Genomic DNA, 21,204 nt, shown 5'->3' with positions numbered 1-21,204 from the left:
CTGTTTTGTCTGGCAACCGTCCCCCGGCCTCGGCATCAAACCGCCGGAGGTCGGGGAACCCCTATCCGGCAGAGGTTTTCTGAACCGTCCTGTCGATCCGATCCGCGGCCGGGGATTGCGGCAGATGGGCGGCGGGCTGATCGCGGGCCGGAAGCAGGGCCAGCCGCGCGGTTGCCAGGCCGGCGGCGGGCGGATCGGCCGGGGCCGGCGGCGGAGCGGTGGCCGTGTGGTCGGGCGGCGGGTCGGGCAGGAAGCGTGCCGCGTGCCGCCCAAGCGCGTCCAGATAGGTCAGCATCACCGGCACCACCACCAGCGTCAGCAGCGTCGAGGAAACCAGCCCGCCGATCACCGCATGGGCCATGGGTGCGTTCTGGCTGGTGCCCTGATGCAGGCTCAGCGCCATCGGCAGCATCCCCAATATCATGGCCAGCGTGGTCATCACGATGGGGCGGAACCGGATGCGGGCCGCGCCCACCAGCGCGTCGTAGAGGTTCGTGCCCTCGCGCACCTGCTGATTGGCGTTGTCCACCAGCAGGATGGCGTTCTTGACCACCAGCCCCATCAGCATGATGAAGCCGATCGCCGACATCACGTTCAGGCTGGAGCCTCCCAGCCACAGCCCGACCATCACCCCGATCAACGACATCGGCAGCGACATCATGATTGCCAGAGGTTGCAGGATGCTGCCGAATTGCGAAGCCAGCACCAGATAGATGAAGATCACCGCCAAGAGCAGCGCCGACGCCGCCGAGGCGCCGGATTCCGCCATCTGCTCGGCCTCACCGCCAAGCGAGAAGCGATAGCCCTCGGGCAGCGGCATCCGTGCCGTCAGTTGCGCTATCTGCGCATGGACGTCGCCGGGGGCGTCGGGCGCCAGGTTGGCCTCGATGGTGACGCGGCGCGACAGCTGTTCGCGCAGGATCTCGACCGGGCCGCTGCGCTGCTCGATCCGGGCGATCTGGTCCAGCCGGATGATCTGGCCACTGTCGGCATCGACGCCCACCGGCAGATTGCCCAATGCGGCGACGCGGCTGCGCGCGGTCTGATCCAGCCGGATCACGACATCATGGCTCTGGCTGCCGGGGGCGGTCCAGGTGGCGATGGTCTCGCCAGTCATCATCGGGGCCAGGACCGCACCCAGATCGCGTGCCGAGATCCCCAGTTCGCTGGCGCGTTCGCGGTCCAGCTCGATCCCGATTTCCGGCTGGGCCTGCCGCATCGACGAGGTGATGTCCTCGACCCCCGCGATAGCCGCCAGCCGCCCGGCGACCTGGTCGCCGATCCGCCGCAGGACGTCGCTGTCCTGGCCCAGAACGACGATCTGCACCGGCTTGCCCGCACCGCCGCCCAGATCGCCCTCGGCGCTGACCTCGGTCTGCAAACCCGGAAAGCGCCGAAGTATGGGGCGCAGGCTGGCGGCGAATTCCATCGCCGAGGCATTGCGCTGTGCCTGTGGCACCAGCGTCACGCCGATGGTGGCGGTGTTTTTCTGGCCGGTTCCGACCGCGGCTGCGCCGATGCTGGCATAGGTCGCGGCGACCTCGGGCAGATCGCGCAGGCGCGTCTCGATCTGGCTCACCCGTGCGGCGGTATAGTCCAGCGACGATCCGGGCGGGGTCTCGATGCTGATCGAGACGCGGCCGTTATCCTCGGCCGGCAGGAATTCCGCCCCGACCGTCGGGATCAGGGCAAAGCTGGCCATGAACAGGCCGAAGGCGATTCCCAACGTTGTCAGCCGGTGGCGCAGCGACCAGCGCAGCACCGACAGATAGCGCCCGGTCAGCCGGTCGAACCCGTCGTTGAGCCGGGCGATCGTCCTGCCCACCGGCCCGCGCCGGGCATCGGGATGCGAGGCCGGATCGTTCCAGACGCTGGACAGCATCGGGTCCAGGGTGAAGGCCACGAACAGCGAAATCAGCACCGCGACCGAGACCGTCGCCCCGAATTGCAGAAAGAAGCGGCCCAGGATGCCCTCCATGAAGGCCACCGGCAGGAAGACCGCGACGATCGCCAGGGTGGTGGCGGTGACGGCCAGCCCGATCTCTGCCGTGCCCTCCAGCGCGGCGCGGCGATGGCTTTTGCCGGCTTGCAGATGGCGGGTGATATTCTCGCGCACCACGATGGCGTCGTCGATCAGGATGCCGACCGACAGCGACAATGCCATCAGCGTCATGATGTTCAGCGTGAATCCCAAGAAATACAGTGCGACCATGGTGCCGATCATCGAGATCGGCAAGGCCAGCCCGGTGATCACGGTCGAGCGCCACGAATTCAGGAACAGGAACACGATCACCACCGACAGGATCGCGCCCTCGACCAGCATGTTCTGCACGGCAGAGACCGAATCCTCGACCGCGCCGGCCTCGCTGGCGATGACCTCGATACGCACGTCGCCGGGCAGGCTGTCCGCGCCAAGCGCCTGCGCCGCGTGCGCGATGCCGCTGGCGACGGCGATGGTATTGGCGCCCTGAACCTTCATCACATCGATCGCCAGCGCGGGCTCGCCATCGCGGAAGGCAAGGCTTTCGGCTTCGGCGGGGCCGATGCGGATATCGGCGACCTCGGACAGATGCACCGGCTGGTCGCCCCGACGACCGATGACCAGGTCGCGAAAATCCCCGACCTGCGTCAGCGCGCTGCGGATCTGGAGTGATTGCGACGTGGCGCCTTCGGTGATCGTGCCCGAGGGCAGATCCGCCGCGTTGGCCGCGATCGCCGTGCGGACCTCGGACAGCGGGATGCCCTGGGCGGACAGCCGGTCGGGGTCGATGGTCACATCGACCTGTGCCGGAACCCCGCCCACCAGCGAGACGCTGCCCACGCCGCCGACATTGCGCAGCCGGTCCAGGACGTGATCCTCGGCCAGTTGCGTCAGTTGCGACAGCGACCGCTGGTCCGAGCTGATCGCCAGCGAAATGACGGGCGTGTCCGACGGATCGAACTTCAGAATCGTGGGCATGTCGGCGGCGTCGGGCAGGCTGGACTGGATCCCCGCCATCCTGTCGCGCACGTCGTTCATCGCCTCGGCCGAGGACATGCCAAGATCGAACTGCATCAGCACCATCGCCTGTCCGACCTGTGCGGTGGACCGGATCACGTCGATGCCGCCGATCGTGGCCATCGTATCCTCGATGGGCTTGATGATGTCGTTCTCGACCGCCTCGGGCGAGGCACCGTCATAGGCCACCACGATGGCGACGGCGGGCACATCGACATCGGGCATCTGTTCGACCGGCAGGCGCTGCCACGAGAACAGGCCGAAAACCGTGATCGCCAGCATGACCATCACGGTGAATACGGGATTGTTGACGCTGACGCGGGTCAGAAACATCAGCCCGGCTCCTCGATGCGGACATCCATGCCCTCGCGCAGTTCCGCCAAGCGCCCGGACACGATGCGGTCCGACGCCTCCAGGCCCGAGACAATGGCGATCAGATCGCCGCCCGACATGGCCGCGCCGGTGGCAACCTGTTGGCGGACCAGGCGGCCATCGGCGATTTTCAGCACATGGGGGCCGCCGGCGTCTTCACGCAGGCTGTCGCGCGGGATGGCAATGGCGTCGGGGATGCTGTCCATCTCGATTTCGCCGCTGACGAACATGCCGCCGCGCAGGATGTGATCGGGATTGTCCACCCGCACCGTCACCGCGCTGTTGCGGCTGCCTTCGCTGGCGACGGGGGCGATGCCCTCGATCCGGCCGGCGAAGTCCCGACCCGGCAGGCCCTGCACGGTCAGGCGGACATTCTGGCCGGGTTTCAGCGGCACGCTTCTGGCGACCGGGACATTCATCGTCGCCAACATGCTGGACAGGTCGGCCAGTTCGAACAGGACGGCGCCGCTGGCGACGGTCTGGCCCGGCTCGGCCTTGCGTGCGGCGATGATGCCGTCGAAGGGGGCAAGGACGCGGGTATCGCGCAGGGCGATCTCGGCCGCGGCGACGGCGGCCCGCTGCATCTCCAGATTGGCCGCCTGAACCTCGAGGTTGCTACGTGAGGTTTCCAGGTTGGCGGCGGCAGAGATGCCACGATCGGCCAGTTGTTCGGACCTTTGCGCCTGTGTCTCGGCCAGAAGCGATTGCGCGCGGCTGGCCGCCAGCGATGCCTGCTGCTGGCGCAATTGTGCCTCCAGGCTGTCGCTCTCGATCTGCAGTAACAGATCGCCGTGCGATACCCTGTCGCCCAGCCGCACGCCCACCTCTTCGACCGTGCCTGCGGTGCGGCTGGCGATCTCGACCTGCAGATGCGGGCGCAGGGTGCCGCTGACCGGCAAGGCCTGGCCGAGCGTTTGCGGCTGCACCGTCGTCACATCCAGCGGATGCAGCAGGATTGCGGTGTCGACCTCGACGGGGGCATTGGCGGTCGCGGCGGGCGGGGCAGAGGCCGGGACAGAAACGACGCCGACAAGGGCCAGCGCCAGCACGGCCACGATCCCCCACGGCCAGATCCGTCGTTGCGGACGGGTGCCGGCAGCCTCGTGCCGCAATTCGCGGGTGGTCTTGGCCCAGTCGGGCTTGTCATTCCGGCGCGCCGGAAAGGTGTGTGCTTCGGTCGAAGGCTCGGGCGACATGCGGCGTGATTCCGTTTCTGCGCAAGGAGCGGTGCCCCGCCAGAATGCCCATCATGAGCCAAATGCGGAAAACGCCAGATCTGCCCCGCACAGATGTGGGGGGATGGTGTCGGAATGTGCTGCTGCATGAACCCGGCGTTGTCGCGCAAATTGAGGTGGGGCGTAACCGATGCGCGCTATCATACCGAGGGCTTCGTCTCGCGGTTCCAGCGCAAGGGCACGGTGATCGTGAGCTTCGCCTTTACCGAATGGACGACGCTCTGCCCGCTGACCAACGCGATCCTGACACAGGTGGATGACCGGATCCTGACCGAGGATCTGCCGATCACATTGGTGACGGTTTCGATCGATCCGGTTAGCGACACGCCGGAGAAGCTTGCGGCCACGGCCGCGGACTATGGTGCCAGCGAGGACTGGGTCTGGCTGACCGCCGCGCCGATGGAGACCTTCCTCCTGCTCGACAGTCTTGGGCTGCCGCCCGGACCCATCGAAAGCCACGATCCAATGCTGCTGATCGGCGCCGTGCGGACCGGCGCGTTCCAGCGGATCATCGGCCTGCCGGAACCGGAGCGGCTGATCGAACTCGCCCTGGGGTTCTGATGCGCCGGATGACGGCCGCGCTGCTTCTTGCCGCAATCGTCGCGGGACATGCGGCGACGGCCGAGGTCTATTTCACCGGCGAGGGAACGGCGGCACTGATCGCCGGGGGCACGGTCTGGACCGAGGGGCGGCTGTTTCCCTGCGTCAGCTGCCACGGCGCGGACGGGCGCGGCACTGCGGAGGGTGCGACGGAGATCCCGCCGGTAACCAGGCAGGCCTTGAGCCGTGCGACCGACCGCCGTCCGGCCTATGATGCCGAGGGTTTCGCGCTTGCGCTGCGCACTGGCCTGCGCCCCGGCGGCACGCCGCTTTCGGCGGCAATGACCCGCTACGAGATGACCGATGCAGTGATGGAGGCGCTTGTCGCCACGCTTGGCCGGATCGAGGCCGAGGACCGCGCCGCCTTCGGCCCGCGCGCCGTGCGGGTGGCCGCGCCAGAGGGCGGCAGGGGAAGATCGCGGCTTGCCCCTCGCCATCGCCGCTCATGCGACGCTGCCGATGCCGATGATCGACCTTGCCTGCCGGACAGGCTATCCTGCGCCGGCCCGGCCCTGGCCCAACGAGGAAATGCAAGACGTGACCATCCCTGCCCGCCGCCCGACCGGCGCTGCCGCCGAGCCCGTCTTCGGCTCGACGGTGCAATATGTCATCGACACCCTGGCCATGCGCATCGTCTCGCAGGAATATGGCACCGACGAGCGGCTGCCCTCTGAGCGGCAGCTGGCGCAGGATCTGGGCGTGGCGCGGAACACGGTGCGCGAGGCGCTGGACCAGCTGGAGGCGCGGGGCATGATCCGGCGCCGCGCGGGGTCGGGGTCCTTCGTCACCTACCATGCCGGCGCCAGCAGCGAGGCGCTCAGCCCGGTGGCGGCGGAAACCGGGCCGCTGCATCTGCAGGTCGTGCGCAGCATCCTGGAACCCGAGATGGTCCGGCTGGCGATCATCAACATGTCGCCGCGCCGGATCGAGGCGCTGGGGGAAACCCTGTCGCAGATGGAGGCCGTGCAGACCGACGCGAATGCCTTCGTCCGGCTGGAGGAGGAGTTTCACCGCCAGATCGCCAGCGGCACCGACAATCCCCTGCTGATCGCCTGCTACAACCTGGTGATCGACGCCCGCCGGCAGGCCTTTCGCGCCGCCATGTATCGCCGGCACCTGACGCCCAGCCGCATCGCCATCTACCAGCGCAGCTACAACGCCCTGTTCAATGCCATCGCCGCCCGCGACATCGAGGAGGCGACCGAATTCATGAAGCTTGCCCTGGTCGAGGACCAGAAGCTGCTGCTGCAGGAGGACTGAGCGCCGCCGCGGCGTCGAGGCGCTGATACCACATCTGCCCAAGCTGCTCCAGGTGGTGGCGCAGCAGCGGGGCGTGGCGGCCCAGCCAGTCCAGGACCGAGCCGAACTCGATGATCCGGGCCCTGCCGTCGCGGATGCCGACGACGGGCCAGTCGCCGACCAGCGCGTTGTCGATGCCGAACAGCTCGCTGCCCCACCAGCGCGCGGTGCCGAAGACATGCGGCATCTGCTGGTGGCGCTTCATCGCCGCCAGGACCGTGATCGGCGCCATCGTGTCGGCGCTTTCGACGGCATTCTGCCACAGGTCGAGGATCGAGGCGTATTCCCAGCTCACCGCGCTCCATTCGCCGGGAAAGCGGGCGTTGTAGGCGTCGAAGAACGCCTTGGGGCGGCGAAAGAAGAAGGCCTTGTCGGCCAGCAGCGGGTCGTCGAAATCGGGGAACTGGAAAACATAGCGCGACATGAATTCGGCCGAGGTGCGGGCGATCAGCCGGGGATAGTCGTCGCCGGTGCAGGCCAGGATCGGGCCGCGCCAGCCCAGGTCATGCGCGGCTTCGGTCAGGGCGGTGGTCATCGGCGCGGGCGAGGTGCACCAGCACAGCAGGTCCGGCGCCTGCTCCAGCATCGCCCGCACGATCGAGCGCGCGTCGGTCTCGCCCGGATCGTAGCGGATTTCCCGGACGATCGGCCGGCCCGCCGCCTCGAAGGCGGCGCGATAGACGGCCAGCGAGGGCAGGCCCAGCCGGTCGGACTGGCTGCACAGCGCCACCCGCCGCATCCGAGGGCGGGTGCGGGTCAGCCATGCGACGCCGGTGACGTTGAACAGCGGATGCAGCTCGGCCGGGGCGATCAGGGACGGCGTGTCGGGCGACAGGTCCGAGGGCAGCAGCGTCGCCACCAGCACGCGACGCGCCATCAGATAGGGCAGGGCCGGCGCGAAACTGTCGCCGCCAAGCGTCAGGACCAGGCGCACGCGCTTTCGCTCGACCATGTCGCGCGCGGCCTCGAGGGTGGCGGCGGGATCGGCGGCGCTGTCATGGGCGACGATTTCCAGCCGGTGGCGCTTGCCGGCCACCATCAGGCCGCCATGGTCGTTGATCCAGTCGGCCCAGATCCGGCATCCGCTGAGGCCGGGCGCGCCCCAGCGTTCCTCGGGTCCCGACAGCGGCGCCAGGAATCCGACCCGCAGCGCCGACCGATTCTCGGCATTCAGCCGGGGAATCGAGCCGGTGACGACAAGCTGCTGGGCAAGAGATGGCGTGCGCATGATCCCCTTCATAGCGGAAATCTGCCGCTTTCGGCGCCAGAAAACCACGGATTCCGTATTCCGGTGAAGAAAAAATGTTGACCTGTGGGCGCAATCGGCCCTTACTTGGTTCAGGCCGATGGAACCAGTTGCCAAAATTGGTCCATACCGGCAAACAGGGAGCCAATAGCATGAAGAAGCGCGTTGCCATCATCGGCGCGGGACCTTCGGGGCTTGCGCAGCTGAGAGCCTTCCAGTCAGCGGCCCAGAAGGGCGCCGAGATTCCCGAGATCGTCTGTTTCGAGAAGCAGACGAACTGGGGCGGGTTGTGGAACTATACCTGGCGCACCGGGCTGGACGAATACGGCGAGCCGGTGCATTGCTCGATGTATCGCTATCTGTGGACCAACGGCCCCAAGGAGGGGCTGGAATTCGCCGATTATTCCTTCGAGGAGCATTTCGGCAAGCAGATCGCCTCCTATCCGCCGCGCGCGGTGATGTTCGACTATATCGAGGGGCGGGTGGTGAAGGCCGGGGTCCGCGACTGGATCCGCTTCTCGACCGTGGTGCGGCATGTCGAATATGACGAGGCCGCCGAGACCTTCACCGTCACCGCCCATGACCTGGTCGAGGATCACATGTATGCCGAGGAATTCGACCATGTGATCGTGGCCTCGGGCCATTTCTCGACCCCGAACGTGCCGGAATACGAGGGCTTCTCGACCTTCAACGGCCGCATCGTCCATGCCCATGACTTCCGCGACGCGCGCGAATTCGCCGGCAAGGACGTGCTGGTCATGGGATCGTCCTATTCGGCCGAGGATATCGGCTCGCAATGCTGGAAATACGGGGCGAAGACCGTCACTTCCTGCTATCGCAGCGCGCCCATGGGCTTCAAATGGCCCGACAACTGGCAGGAAAAGCCGGCGCTGGTCCGGGTCGAGGGCAAGGAGGCCGTCTTCAAGGACGGCTCGCGCCAGGAGGTGGACGCCATCATCCTGTGCACCGGCTACAAGCATTATTTCCCCTTCCTGCCCGACGACCTGCGGCTGAAGACCGCGAACCGGCTGGCGGCGGCGGATCTCTACAAGGGGGTGGTCTGGGTCCACAATCCGCGCCTGTTCTATCTGGGCATGCAGGACCAGTGGTTCACCTTCAACATGTTCGACGCCCAGGCCTGGTATGTGCGCGACATCGTCCTGGGCCGGATCGAGGTGCCGCAGGACAAGCAGGTGCTGATGGCCGACGTGCGCGAGCGCGAGGAACGCGAAGAGGCCTCGGACGACGTGAAATACGCGATCCGCTACCAGGCCGATTACGTCAAGGAACTGATCGGGGAAACCGACTATCCCAGCTTCGACGTGGATGGCGCCTGCGCGGCCTTCTACGAATGGAAGAAGCACAAGGCCGAGGACATCATGGCCTTCCGCAACCATTCCTATCGCTCGGTCATCACCGGCACCATGGCGCCCAGGCATCACACCCCCTGGAAGGATGCGCTGGACGATTCGATGGAAGCCTATCTGATGAACTGATCCGGGTTCCCCCGACTGGGGCCGGGCATCCGGCGCCGTTTTTTCCCCTGGGAGGTCCAGATGCTTCAGCTGCCGCCAGAACGCCTTTTCCGGCCCGGCCCGCCGCGCGGAACCCATGCGCGCCGCGCCGCCGGCTTTACCCTGCCGCCCGGCGTCGAACGCTATTCCGTTCCCGGTGCGGGCGCCGTCGCGGTCCAGATCGCCGCCGGCGACCGGGTCGAGATCATCAATGACGAGGGCGGCCAGCGCTGCGAGCTGCTTGCCGCCCATGCCGACGGCCGGCTGGACGCCGCGATCCTGGGCGCCAGGGCCGATGCGCCCGCCGACGGGTTGCGCGCGCTGCTGTCCTCGGACAGGCCGGGGCTGAAAGCGCTGCGCCGCCGGCTGGCCGAACTGGGCGTCTCGCTGAACGATGCCCGCGCCATCGGCCTGTTCGGGGCGCAATCGCGGCCGGGCGAGACCGTGGCGCTGACCGCCGCCGCCCCCGGCTGGCTGATCGCCGCCGCGCCGGGCGGGGTCATGGATTTCGAGGCGCAGGACACCTCGACCCCGCTGACCCTGCGCATCACCCGCGCCAATCCGCGCCGCCAGGGGCATTTCGCCCTGCCCACGCCGCTGGCCGATCCGGTCCTGGACCTGCGGGTGAAATCCGCCACCGCCCAGGCCTATACCGTCAAGGCCGGGGATTTCATCCAGATCATCGACGTGGACGGCCGGCAATGCACCGACTTCCAGTGCTTCGATGCGCGCAAGCTGGACCGCGGCATCGTGCATCCGCTGGACGTGACCACGACGCGGACCTTCCAGGGCCACGCCTATCCGATGCCGGGCCTGCACGCGAAATATTTCGACCACGACCTGACGCCGCTGGTCGAGGTCGTGCAGGACACCTGCGGGCGCCACGATGCCTTCGCGCTGGCCTGTTCGGCGAAATATTACGACGATATCGGCTATCCGGGCCATGCCAACTGCACGGACAATTTCAACGCCGCGCTGGCGCCCTATGGGGTCGAGGCCCGCGCCGGCTGGATGGCGGCGAATTTCTTCTTCAACACCGGCATCGACGCGCATGGCGTGATGTATGCCGACGAGCCCTGGTCGCGGCCCGGCGACTATGTGCTGCTGCGGGCGCTGACCGATCTGGTCTGCGTCTCCTCGGCCTGTCCCGACGACACCACCGCCGCCAATGGCTGGCACCTGACCGACATCCATATCCGCAGCTATGGCGCGCGCGAAAGCTTCAGCCGCGCCACCGCCTGGCGCGCCACCCCCGACGCGGAGCCGATCATGACCCGTGAGACCGCCTTCCACCAGAATTTCGCCGTCCTGACCCGCGATTTCGTCGAGTATCGGGGCTTCTGGCTGCCCAATTCCTTCCCCGAATGCGACCCGGTCGAAAGCTATTGGGCCTGCCGCGAGGGCGTGGTGGTCATGGACCTGTCGGCGCTTCGCAAGTTCGAGGTGACCGGCCCCGATGCCGAGGCGCTGATGAACTGGGTGCTGACCCGCGACGTGGCCAAGCTGGGCCATGGGCAGGTGGTCTATTCCGCCATGTGCCATCCGCATGGCGGCATGATCGACGACGGCACGCTGTTCCGCCTGGGCGAGCAGAACTTCCGCTGGATCGGCGGCAGCGACGAGGGCGGGGTCTGGATGCGCGAGCAGGCCGAGAAGCTGGGCCTGAACGTGATGATCCGCTCCTCGACCGACCAGATGCACAACCTGGCGGTGCAGGGGCCGAAATCGCGCGAATTGGTGGCCGGGATCGTCTGGACGCCGCCGCATCAGCCCGCCGTGGCCGATCTGGGCTGGTTCCGCTTCACCGTCGGCCGCATCGGCGGCGAGCGGGGCGTGCCCGTCGTGGTGTCGCGCACCGGCTATACGGGCGAGCTGGGCTATGAGATCTTCTGCCATCCCAGGCATGGCGACGTGGTCTTCGAGGCGGTCTGGAACGCCGGCCAGCCGCTGGGGATCAAGCCGATGGGCCTGGCCGGGCTGGACCTGGTGCGCATCGAGGCCGGGCTGGTCTTTGCCGGCTACGATTTCAGCGACCAGACCGACCCGTTCGAGGCGGGCGTGGGTTTCACCGTGCCGCTGAAGTCCAAGAGCGCCGATTTCGTCGGCCGCGAGGCGCTGGTCCGGCGCAAGGACCATCCCAGCCGCAAGTTCGTCGGGCTGGAGATCGACGGGCAGGACCCCGTCGGCCATGGCGATTGCATCCGCATCGGCCGCGCGCAGGTGGGCGAGGTCTGCTCGGCCATGCGCTCGCCGCGCACCGGGCAGATGATCGCGCTGGCCCGCCTCGACATCGCCCATGCCGAACCCGGCACCGCGGTCGAGGTCGGGCGGCTGGACGGGCATATCAAGCGCATCGCGGCAAAGGTCGCGGCCTTCCCGCATTACGACCCGAAGAAGGAACGCCCCCGCGCCTGAGGCGCGGGCCGCAGGACAGGCCCGCAGGCAGGGCGCCGGGGATCGTCTCTCGGGCAGACGGCAGCAAAGACGGAAAGCTCACCGCCCATTCCACAACCGACAGGGATCTGACAGGTGGAAAAGGATCTTGCGACCACGATCGTGCCATGGCGGAGGGAAGATCCCGCCGGCATCGCCCCTGCGCCGATCCTGCGCGATCTGCTGGCCCTGCCCCTTGCCTGCGGGACGGGGGGCGCGCATCGGAAGAATGCCTGCCGCATTCGCCCGCAGCCGGGCGATCGGACATCGGGCGCGCGATTGCGCGCCTTTTTGCTGTCTGCGGCCGCAGACCGGACGCGGATGCCGCCGCCTGTCCCGGATGCGCGGGCATCGCCGGCAGCCGCCCGGACGGGGCGGCCCGGCTTGCAGAACCCGCCTTGTCCCCGGCTGTCGCGGGTGAAGGCCGGCCGTGGCACGGACCTGTCCGACGCAATCCCTTGACGAGTTTCCCCCGGCCGTTTCGGAAGCGCGATCCCGGTCCGGGAACCGGAGCCATCGCAAGCCCTGGGGAAGTGCCTTTCAGATCAGCGATTTCAGCCCTCCGACCGACAGGAAATTTCCGCCTGTCATGACGCGCGACCGGCGCCGCCAGGCGCCTTCCGGGCACGGCACGTCCCGGAACACCAACAAAAACAGGGAGAACGACAATGGAACCAACGACGACCATCCTCTATTCGGATCAGGTGACGCTCAACTCGCTGGTGCAGAACCTGATCTATGGCTCGGGCACCGTGGGGGCGATCCTCGTGGTGGTGGGACTGCTGATGATCGACGCGGGCACGACCCGCAGCGGCAGCCTGTTCAATTCGACGATCGAGAAGACCATCGGGTTCTTCCTGGGCTTCGCCGCCTATTTCGTGATCGGTTTCGGCTTCTGGGCCGGGCAATATTACGTCATGGAGGGCGCAAGCCTGGCGGATTCGCTGAAGGACTGGTGGCTGGGCGGCGCCATGGCCAACGGCATGGCCCAGAATGTCGATCCGGCGGTCTTTCCCGGCCTGAACACGTTCCAGATCTTCGTGTTCTTCCTGGCCTGCTTTGCCGGCATCATCAACGTGCTGCTGCATTTCGCCGTGTCCGAGCGGATGAAGCCCCTGGCCTATTACATCACCTCGGTGGTGGCGGCGGTGGTGTCCTCGGCGCTCAGCTTCGCGGTCTGGGGCTCGGTCGGGCCGCTGACCAATGCCGGCTTCCACGACTTCTTCGGCGTCGGCTTCGTCTATCTGTTCCCGGCCGGCATGGCGCTGGTGCTGGTGCCGATGCTGGGCCGGCGTCCGGGCATGTTCGAGCCGCATCCCAAGGTCAACTCCTACGACGCCCCCAGCATCGGACTGGCCGCGACCGGGCTGCTGACGATCTTTGCGGGCCTGCCCATGGTCATCCTGTCCTGCCTGTTCTTCTTCGAGCCCGAGGCGCTGGCGGTCAGCGTCACCATGGCCGATACCAGCGTGGGCATCGTCTTCAACAATTACGGCCTTGCCTGGGCCGGGGGCGCGGTGACCGGCGCGATCATCGGGTACCGCAAGCGTTCCTACGCCTATCTGCTGCTGGGCCCGCTGGCCGGCTATGTCGCGGGCGCGCCGGCCTTCGACGTCTATGCCCCCTGGCAGACCTTCCTGGTGGCGCTGTTCGCGCCGGTGGTGGCCTGGGCCGTCTACGAGTTCACCCAGAAGCGCGGCATCGACGAGCACAAGCTGTTCCCGTTGTTTCTGGGCGCCGGCGTCTATGGGCTGATCGCGGTCGGGCTGATCAAGGCGGGCACTCCGCATGGCGGCTATTTCGGCATCGAGGAGGGCCCCTATGCGTTCCAGCACGGCCAGATCGGCGTGACCATGCAGATCCTGGGCATCCTGGCCTGCGTGGGCGCGGGGGTGCTGACCGCCGCGATCCTGACCTTCGTCCTGAAGCAGACGGTGGGCCTGCGGGTGGACGAGGACGATCAGGCAACCGGCCTGGACCTGGTCTATTGGGACATGAAGCCGAACGGGACCTCGCTGCCGGACCGGCCGCTCTGAGCCGGGTTTCGCCCCTTGGACAAAGATCCGGCCCCGGCCTTGCGCCGGGGCCGATCAAGGTTTCGCCGGATGGCGGGCAGGGCGGAAGCCGCCGCCGTCCTTACCGCACGCGGATGGCAAAGGCCTTGCGCACCGTTTCCTCGGTCTTCCAGATGCCGTCGAACCCGGCCTCGATCACGAAGGTGTCGCCGGCCGAGAAGCTGCGCGGCGCCTGCCCGTCATCGGTCAGCGTGACCTTTCCCTCGAACAGGTGGATGAACTCGTCCACGTCGTAGCGCACGCGATAGCTGCCCGGCGTGGCCTCCCAATAGCCGGTCAGGTACTTGCCGTCCTCGGACTGGTGCTCGATCCAGGTCTTCATTCTGGGCGCGCCCTCGACCGGGTGCCACCAGTCCAGGTCCTCGGTGATCGGCTGGACCGAGGGGGCATCGTAGGTGCCGAATTTCCTGATCGTCATGGGGTCTCCTCTGCTGGTAAAATGCCGCGGACGCGCAGGCGCGTCAGTCCATGTTGCGGCTGCTTTCGGCGGCGGTGGTGAAATGGCGCATCAGCACGGCCGCCAGATCGGCGTCGATTCCCCGCCGGTCGATGGCCCTGGCCATGCAGCGCAGCCACAGGTCGCGCATCTGCGGGCCGATGGGCACATGGGCATGGATCTCTTTCAGCCGCGCATGGCGGTGCTTCATGACGTAATATTGCGGCCCCCCGAAGAAGCCGCAGAGATAGTTGAACTGCTCCTCGCGCGAATGGGCGACGCCCGCGCCCTGCAGGTGCAGAAGATGCAGCTCCCTGGCGTCTTCGTCCTGTTCCACGATGTCGTAGAATTCCTTGACCAGGGCGCGGATGCCTTCGTCCCCGCCCAGTTGCTCGTGGATCGACTGCTTTCGCTGCGCGGCATAATACATGGCGTGCCTCCCCGGAAAACTTCCCTATAGTAACGGGAAACAAATTATTCTCTCAAGAAAAATATCTGCCGGGGATGCAGGCCGTCCTGCATCGCGGGCCACCAGCCGCAGCCCCGGCGGAACAGGCAGGCCATGCGTGGCGCGAAACCGCATGGAGCTTCTGCCGGCTGCGGGCTATCGTGTAGGCTTTAGCATGAAAATTCTGCAACCGGCTTTGGCAGAGAAGATGAAGGAAGATCCCAGATGGCAAGCCAGACGGCAAAGATAGATGGCTCGCTGACGCAGAATCCCCATGCGATTCGCGACAGCCGCGAGAAGAATCTCGAGGTTGCCATTGGCCGCCAGGTGCGGGAGTTGCGCAAGCGGCAGCGGATGACCGGCTCGAAACTGGCCAGCGAGGCGGGCCTGTCGGTCGGCATGCTGTCGAAGATCGAGAACGGCGTCATCTCGCCGTCGCTGACCACCTTGCAGACTCTGGCCAATGCCCTGCATGTGCCGCTGGTCCAGCTCTTCTCGGGCTATGAGGAGCCGCGCGGGGCCATGCATGTCAAGGCCGGCACCGCCGTCGAGGTCGAGCGCGCCGGCACCCGCGCCGGGCATCAGTATCACCTGCTGGGGCATATCGGCTCGAACAACAGCGGCGTGGTGGTCGAGCCCTACATGATCGTGCTCAGCACCGAAAGCGACCGCTTTCCCACCTTCCAGCATGAAGGGATCGAGCTGTTGTTCATGTTCGAGGGCAGAATCGGCTATCGCCATGGCGAGCAGATCTACGACCTGGAACCGGGCGACAGCCTGCTGTTCGACGCCGACGCGCCCCATGGGCCGGAACTTCTGCATGAACTGCCCGCCCGATACCTGTCCGTGATCTGCTATCCTCAGGCGAGGTAAGCCGTTGTAAATGATGCTGTTTCTTCTTTCTGCGGCCCGTTGGTCCCGCGAACAGATTTTCTGGCAGATAAAAAAAATATCTTGATAGGCAATCAATTTTGCTCTTAGCTGATCCGTGACGGCTTCAACGCCAAGCTGAACGGAGGTTGCTATGTGTGGCATCGTTGGCCTGTTCCTGAAGAAGGATGATCTGCGGCCCCGGCTGGGGGATCTGCTGACCGAGATGCTGATTTCCATGACGGATCGCGGGCCTGACAGCGCGGGGATCGCGATCTACGGGGACGCCTCGCAGGGGCTCAAGATGACGATCCAGTCCGAGACGCCCGACGAGGCTTTCACGGGCCTTGAGGACAATCTGAACGCGCTGCTGGGCGCGCCGGTGCAGATGCGGGTGGTGGACACCCATGCCGTGCTGACCCTGCCCGAAGGCTCCGAGGCCGAAGTCCGGGCCTATCTGGCCGAGAAGGGCATCCGCATCATGGGCGTCGGGCAATCGATGGAGATCTTCAAGGAGGTCGGGCTGCCCAAGGACGTGGCCGCGCGCTTCGGCATCCGGCAGATGGCCGGCAGCCACGGCATCGGCCATACCCGCATGGCCACGGAAAGCGCCGTCACGACGCTGGGCGCGCATCCTTTCTCGACCGACGGCGACCAGTGCCTGGTCCATAACGGCTCGCTCTCGAACCACAACCGGGTGCGGCGCGAACTGGCCCGCAAGGGCTTCGTGCCGCAGACCCAGAACGATACCGAGGTCGCCGCCTGCTACATCTCGTCCCGGCTGGCCGAGGGCGCCAATCTGGGCGAGGCGCTGGAGGGCACGCTGGACGATCTGGACGGCTTCTTCACCTTCGTGGTCGGCACCAGGAACGGCTTCGGGGTGGTGCGCGATCCCATCGCCTGCAAGCCCGCGGTGATGGCCGAGACCGACAGCTATGTCGCCTTCGGTTCGGAATACCGGGCCTTCGCGAACCTGCCGGGCATCGAGGATGCCCGCATCTGGGAGCCGGAACCCGCCACCGTGTATTTCTGGGAGCGCTGAGATGACCACCATGGCCAACACGCAAGTCCGCGAAGACCTCGACATCGGCTTGCAGCCCCGGACCATCGACATGGCCTGGACCGAACTGCGCGAGTTGAACAGCACGCTCCAGGCCCAGACCGGCGGCGAATGGGTGATCGAGAACACGCGCGGCGCCCATGCGCTGGCCGTCGGCTTGCAGGCGCCGCTGGAGGTCACGATCAAGGGCTCCACCGGCTATTACTGCGCCGGCATGAACAAGGAGGCGCGGGTGCATGTGACCGGCTCGGTCGGCCCGGGCGTCGCCGAGAACATGATCTCGGGCAGCGTCGTGGTCGAGGGCGATGCCAGCCAATATGCCGGCGCCACCGGCCATGGCGGGCTGCTGGTCATCAAGGGCAATGCCAGCTCGCGCTGCGGCATCTCGATGAAGGGCATCGACATAGTGGTGCACGGCAATATCGGCCACATGTCGGCCTTCATGGCGCAATCGGGCAATCTGGTGGTGCTGGGCGATGCCGGCGACGCGCTTGGCGACAGCCTGTATGAAGCGCGGCTGTTCGTGCGCGGCAAGGTCAAGTCGCTGGGGGCCGACTGCATCGAGAAGGAGATGCGCCCCGAGCATATAGAAATCCTGCGGGATCTGCTGGCCCGCGCGGGCGCCGATGCCAGGCCCGAGGAATTCCGCCGCTACGGCTCGGCCCGCAAGCTTTACAACTTCAACGTCGATCACGCCGGCGATTACTGAGGATTACAGGATGGACCAGACCCCTCACACCCTGCCGCGCCAGAGCTGGACCTTCTCGAACGAGATCAATTCGGAAATCCGCCGCGCCGCCGCCACGGGCATCTATGACATCCGCGGCGGCGGGGCCAAGCGCCGCGTGCCGCATTTCGACGACCTGCTGTTTCTGGGCGCCTCGATCAGCCGCTATCCGCTGGAGGGCTATCGCGAGAAATGCGACACCTCGGTGGTGCTGGGCACGCGCTTCGCGAAGAAGCCGATCGAGCTGAAGATCCCGATCACCATCGCCGGCATGTCCTTCGGCGCGCTTTCGGCCCATGCGAAAGAGGCGCTGGGGCGCGGCGCGACCATGGCGGGCACCTCGACCACCACCGGCGACGGCGGCATGACCAACGAGGAACGCGGCCATTCCGAAAAGCTGGTCTATCAGTATCTGCCCAGCCGATACGGCATGAACCCCGACGACCTGCGCCGCGCCGACGCGATCGAGATCGTGGTCGGCCAGGGCGCCAAGCCGGGCGGCGGCGGCATGCTGCTGGGCCAGAAGATCACCGAGCGGGTCGCGAAGATGCGCAACCTGCCGATGGGCATCGACCAGCGTTCCGCCTGCCGCCATCCCGACTGGACCGGCCCGGACGACCTGGAGATCAAGATCCTGGAGCTGCGCGAGATCACCGGCTGGGAAAAGCCGATCTATATCAAGATCGGCGGTGCGCGGCCCTATTACGACACCGCGCTGGCGGTGAAGGCGGGCGCCGACGTGGTGGTGCTGGACGGGATGCAGGGCGGCACCGCCGCCACGCAGGACGTGTTCATCGAGCATGTCGGCCAGCCGACGCTGGCCTGCATCCGCCCGGCCGTGAAGGCGCTGCAGGACCTGGGCATGCATCGCAAGGTGCAGCTGGTCGTCTCGGGCGGCATCCGCACCGGCGCCGACGTGGCCAAGGCGCTGGCGCTGGGGGCCGATGCCGTCGCCATCGGCACCGCCGCGCTGGTCGCCCTGGGCGACAACGATCCGCGCTGGGAGGACGAATACCAGAAGCTGGGCACCACCGCCGGCGCCTATGACGACTGGCACGAGGGCCGCGACCCGGCCGGCATCACCACCCAGGATCCCGAGCTGATGACCCGGCTGAACCCGGTTGACGCGGGCCGCCGCCTGCGAAACTATCTGGCGGTGATGACGCTGGAATGCCAGACGATTGCCCGCGCCTGCGGCAAGAGCCACGTCCACAACCTCGAGCCCGAGGATCTCTGCGCCCTGACCGTCGAGGCCGCCGCCATGGCCGGCGTCCCGCTGGCCGGCACCAGCTGGATTCCGGGGCAGGGCGGCTACTGAAACCAGACAGCCACGGGGCGGGACAAAGTATCCCGCCCTGGGCCGGACATCCTTCAACAGGGAGACTATCGCATGACCGACATTGCCACCTTCGCCCGCGAGGCCGGCATGGTCCAGAACCGGGACAAGCCCCGCCAGGGCATCTCCACGCCGCATCGGCAGACCACCGAGCCGCTGGACCTGGCCGCCTATGCCCGCGACCGGGGCATCAAGCATTTCATGGTTTCCTTCACCGACCTGTTCGGCAGCCAGCGCGCCAAGCTGGTCCCGGCCGAGGGCATCGCCGAGATGCAGGCCGGCGGCGCGGGTTTCGCGGGCTTCGCGACCTGGCTGGACCTGACGCCCGCCCATCCCGACATGCTGGGCATCCCCGATGCCTCGTCCGTGATCCAGCTGCCGTGGAAGAAGGAGGTGGCCTGGGTCGCCTCGAACTGCGTGATGAGCGGCGGCATCGAGCTGGAGCAGGCGCCGCGCAACGTGCTGACCCGGCTGTGCCGCGAGGCGGCGGACATGGGCCTGACCGTCAAGACCGGGGTCGAGCCGGAATTCTTCCTGATGACGCCCGACGGGCTTGCCATCGGCGACCCGGCGGACACGGCGACGAAGCCCTGCTACGACCAGCAGGCGATGTTCCGCCGCCTGGACGTGATCGCCGAGATCTCGGACTACATGCTGGAGCTTGGCTGGGAGCCCTATCAGAGCGACCACGAGGACGCCAACGGCCAGTGGGAGATGAACTGGAAATACGACAATGCGCTGGCGACCGCCGACAAGCATTCGTTCTTCAAGTTCATGACCAAGGCCATCGCCGAAAAGCACGGGCTGCGCGCCACCTTCATGCCCAAGCCGATCATGGGGCTGACCGGGAACGGCTGCCACCTGCATATCTCGGTCTGGAATGCCGACGGCACCAACGCCTTCGCCGACGACCATGACGAGCTGGGCCTGTCCCGGCAGGGCTATCACTTCGTCGGCGGCATCATGAAACATGCCTCGGCGCTGGCGCTGCTCAGCTGCCCGACGGTGAACAGCTACAAGCGGATCAATGCGCCGCGCACCACCTCGGGCGCGACCTGGGCGCCGAACAGCGTCACCTGGACCGGCAACAACCGCACCCACATGGTGCGCGTGCCCGGCCCCGGCCGGTTCGAGTTCCGCCTGCCCGACGGCGCCGCCAACCCCTATCTGGTGCAGGCGGCGATCATGGCGGCCGGGCTGTCGGGGCTGCGCTCGAAGGCCGATCCCGGCCCGCGCTCGGATATCGACATGTATGCCGAGGGCCACACGATCACCGATGCGCCGAAGCTGCCGCTGAACCTGCTGGACGCGATCCGCGCCTTCGACGAGGACGAGGGGCTGAAGACCGCCCTGGGCGAGGAATTCGCGACCGCCTATGTGAAGCTCAAGACCAGGGAATGGAACAACTATTGCGCGCATCTGTCGCAATGGGAGCGGGACAATACCCTGGATATCTGAGCGGCGGCCGCTTGCCGGGCAGCGCGAAACCCCGATGGCGTCAGCCACCGGGGTTTTCTGCTGCCTCCGCCCGCGGGGGCCGGCGCGCCGAGGGGCTGGTTCCGAACTGCGCGCGAAAGCTGCGGCTGAAATGGCTGCGGCTGGCAAAGCCGGTCGCCAGCGCGATCTCGGCCAGCGGCAGGCCGGATTGCGTCAGAAGCTCCCTGGCCTTGTCCAGCCGCAGCCGGCGATAGAACTGCATCACGCTTTCGCCCAGCTGCGCCTGGGCCAGCCGCTCCAGATGGCGCGGGGTGATGCCGCAGAGCTGGCCCAGGTCCTCCAGCCCCAGCGGATCGGCGATATGGCTGGCCATCAGCTCGACCATGGCGACCAGCGCCGGGTGGTGCAGGCCGTATTTGCGCGCCGGGTCCAGCTGCTGGGGCGCCTCGGCCTCGCGGATGCCGGTATGGATGAACCAGTCGCTGACCGCCCGCGCCAGCCCCGCCCCATGCGCCGAGGCGATCAGCGCATGCATCATGTCCAGCGGCGCCATGCCCCCGGCGCAGGTGAAGCGGTCGCGGTCGATGACGAACAGCCGCCGCTCGATCAGCGCGTCCGGCCAGGTCTCGCGCATGGCGTCCAGATGCTGCCAGTGGATGGTGAAGCGCCGCGCCGCCATCACCCCGGCCGCCGCCAGAATCGCCGCCCCGCCCGAGATGCCGCCAAGCGCCACCCCGCGCCGCGCCAGCCGGCGGATGAAGGCCAGCACCCGCGGATCGCGCTGCGCCAGCGGATCGCCCCCCGCCACCACGAAGAGGATGTCCAGGCTCTCGTCGCCGTCCGCCAGCGGGATGGTCTCGAAGCCACCCGCGACCGAACTGGGCATGAAGCCGCCCCCGGTCGAGATGAATTGCAGCTCGTAGAGCGGCCGGCCGCTGAGCAGGTTCGCCGCGCGCAGCGGCTCGACCGCCGAGGCGGCGGACATCAGCGCGTAATCCGGCAGCAGCAGGAAACCATAGCGGCGGGGGCGGGAATCGGGGCGCATGGCGGACCTCGGGCGTTCGCCGCCAGCCTGCCATCCATGTCCCGAACAGGCAAGCTGATGTCCCATTCGGGCG

Annotated in this window: 17 protein-coding genes; 11 read left to right on the top strand and 6 right to left on the bottom strand. The window is 67.1% G+C overall.

Annotated elements, in window-relative coordinates; translation table 11 throughout:
* Nucleotides 1–61: 61 nt before the first annotated feature.
* Complete coding sequence (locus tag C9E82_RS20040) at nucleotides 62–3,331, bottom strand: efflux RND transporter permease subunit (protein WP_119897105.1); 3,270 nt, start codon at nucleotides 3,329–3,331, stop codon at nucleotides 62–64.
* A complete protein-coding gene (locus tag C9E82_RS20035; protein WP_119897104.1) occupies nucleotides 3,331–4,566 on the bottom strand; it encodes an efflux RND transporter periplasmic adaptor subunit in 1,236 nt (411 codons plus the stop codon). The genes C9E82_RS20040 and C9E82_RS20035 overlap by 1 nt, the downstream gene beginning before the upstream one ends.
* A 126-nt stretch (nucleotides 4,567–4,692) precedes the next feature.
* On the opposite strand from C9E82_RS20035, the gene C9E82_RS20030 reads away from it, so the two are divergent.
* From C9E82_RS20030 to C9E82_RS20025, 3 genes are read left to right on the top strand one after another with little or no spacing between them, the layout of a single operon-like run.
* Nucleotides 4,693–5,166, top strand: coding sequence for an SCO family protein (locus C9E82_RS20030; RefSeq protein ID WP_170162012.1), 474 nt, complete (start codon nucleotides 4,693–4,695; stop codon nucleotides 5,164–5,166).
* Nucleotides 5,167–5,174: 8 nt separating this feature from the next.
* Nucleotides 5,175–5,879: a cytochrome c gene (locus C9E82_RS25130; RefSeq protein WP_244936046.1), complete on the top strand. Its 705-nt coding sequence runs from the start codon at nucleotides 5,175–5,177 to the stop codon at nucleotides 5,877–5,879.
* The gene (locus C9E82_RS20025; protein WP_244936047.1) at nucleotides 5,803–6,465 is read left to right on the top strand and encodes a FadR/GntR family transcriptional regulator; all 663 of its coding nucleotides are present in this window, start codon (nucleotides 5,803–5,805) and stop codon (nucleotides 6,463–6,465) included. Before C9E82_RS25130 ends, C9E82_RS20025 begins: the two co-directional genes overlap by 77 nt.
* Here C9E82_RS20025 and C9E82_RS20020 read toward each other — a convergent pair.
* The gene (locus C9E82_RS20020; protein WP_119897120.1) at nucleotides 6,413–7,732 is read right to left on the bottom strand and encodes an ABC transporter substrate-binding protein; all 1,320 of its coding nucleotides are present in this window, start codon (nucleotides 7,730–7,732) and stop codon (nucleotides 6,413–6,415) included. The genes C9E82_RS20025 and C9E82_RS20020 overlap by 53 nt on opposite strands.
* Nucleotides 7,733–7,902: 170 nt before the next feature.
* Here C9E82_RS20020 and C9E82_RS20015 point away from each other — a divergent pair, with 170 nt between their 5' ends.
* From C9E82_RS20015 to C9E82_RS20005, 3 genes are all read left to right on the top strand, one after another.
* On the top strand, nucleotides 7,903–9,246 hold the full coding sequence (locus C9E82_RS20015; protein WP_119897102.1) for an NAD(P)-binding domain-containing protein: 1,344 nt from the start codon (nucleotides 7,903–7,905) through the stop codon (nucleotides 9,244–9,246).
* A gap of 60 nt (nucleotides 9,247–9,306) precedes the next feature.
* Nucleotides 9,307–11,679: a DUF1989 domain-containing protein gene (locus C9E82_RS20010; protein WP_119897101.1), complete on the top strand. Its 2,373-nt coding sequence runs from the start codon at nucleotides 9,307–9,309 to the stop codon at nucleotides 11,677–11,679.
* A 686-nt stretch (nucleotides 11,680–12,365) separates the two neighbouring features.
* Nucleotides 12,366–13,733, top strand: coding sequence for an ammonium transporter (locus C9E82_RS20005; protein ID WP_119897100.1), 1,368 nt, complete (start codon nucleotides 12,366–12,368; stop codon nucleotides 13,731–13,733).
* Nucleotides 13,734–13,833: 100 nt separating this feature from the next.
* Here C9E82_RS20005 and C9E82_RS20000 read toward each other — a convergent pair whose 3' ends face one another.
* Both C9E82_RS20000 and C9E82_RS19995 read right to left on the bottom strand, forming a co-directional pair.
* Entirely contained in the window at nucleotides 13,834–14,190 is a 357-nt protein-coding gene (locus C9E82_RS20000; protein ID WP_119897099.1) for a cupin domain-containing protein, read from the bottom strand.
* A gap of 43 nt (nucleotides 14,191–14,233) precedes the next feature.
* Complete coding sequence (locus C9E82_RS19995; RefSeq protein WP_119897098.1) at nucleotides 14,234–14,638, bottom strand: group II truncated hemoglobin; 405 nt, start codon at nucleotides 14,636–14,638, stop codon at nucleotides 14,234–14,236.
* Between the two features lie 243 nt (nucleotides 14,639–14,881).
* Between C9E82_RS19995 and C9E82_RS19990 the strand changes: the two genes are divergently transcribed.
* From C9E82_RS19990 to glnT, 5 genes are all read left to right on the top strand, one after another.
* Nucleotides 14,882–15,529, top strand: a complete 648-nt coding sequence (locus tag C9E82_RS19990; protein WP_119897097.1) for a helix-turn-helix domain-containing protein — start codon at nucleotides 14,882–14,884, stop codon at nucleotides 15,527–15,529.
* Nucleotides 15,530–15,680: 151 nt separating this feature from the next.
* Complete coding sequence (locus C9E82_RS19985) at nucleotides 15,681–16,568, top strand: class II glutamine amidotransferase (RefSeq protein ID WP_119897096.1); 888 nt, start codon at nucleotides 15,681–15,683, stop codon at nucleotides 16,566–16,568.
* A gap of 70 nt (nucleotides 16,569–16,638) precedes the next feature.
* Complete coding sequence (locus C9E82_RS19980; RefSeq protein ID WP_119897119.1) at nucleotides 16,639–17,295, top strand: GltB/FmdC/FwdC-like GXGXG domain-containing protein; 657 nt, start codon at nucleotides 16,639–16,641, stop codon at nucleotides 17,293–17,295.
* Nucleotides 17,296–17,305: 10 nt separating this feature from the next.
* Nucleotides 17,306–18,631: an FMN-binding glutamate synthase family protein gene (locus C9E82_RS19975; protein ID WP_119897095.1), complete on the top strand. Its 1,326-nt coding sequence runs from the start codon at nucleotides 17,306–17,308 to the stop codon at nucleotides 18,629–18,631.
* Nucleotides 18,632–18,703: 72 nt separating this feature from the next.
* Entirely contained in the window at nucleotides 18,704–20,107 is a 1,404-nt protein-coding gene (glnT, locus tag C9E82_RS19970) for a type III glutamate--ammonia ligase (protein WP_276312074.1), read from the top strand.
* Between the two features lie 40 nt (nucleotides 20,108–20,147).
* Here the strand turns inward: glnT and C9E82_RS19965 are convergent, their stop codons facing one another.
* Nucleotides 20,148–21,131, bottom strand: a complete 984-nt coding sequence (locus C9E82_RS19965; RefSeq protein WP_119897094.1) for a GlxA family transcriptional regulator — start codon at nucleotides 21,129–21,131, stop codon at nucleotides 20,148–20,150.
* Between the last annotated feature and the right edge of the window lie 73 nt (nucleotides 21,132–21,204).

This window comes from Paracoccus sigandri (assembly GCF_003709565.1).
GTDB lineage: Bacteria > Pseudomonadota > Alphaproteobacteria > Rhodobacterales > Rhodobacteraceae > Paracoccus > Paracoccus siganidrum.
Note: the sequence above shows the minus strand (reverse complement) of the source record. Positions and strands in the feature narration are given on the sequence as shown.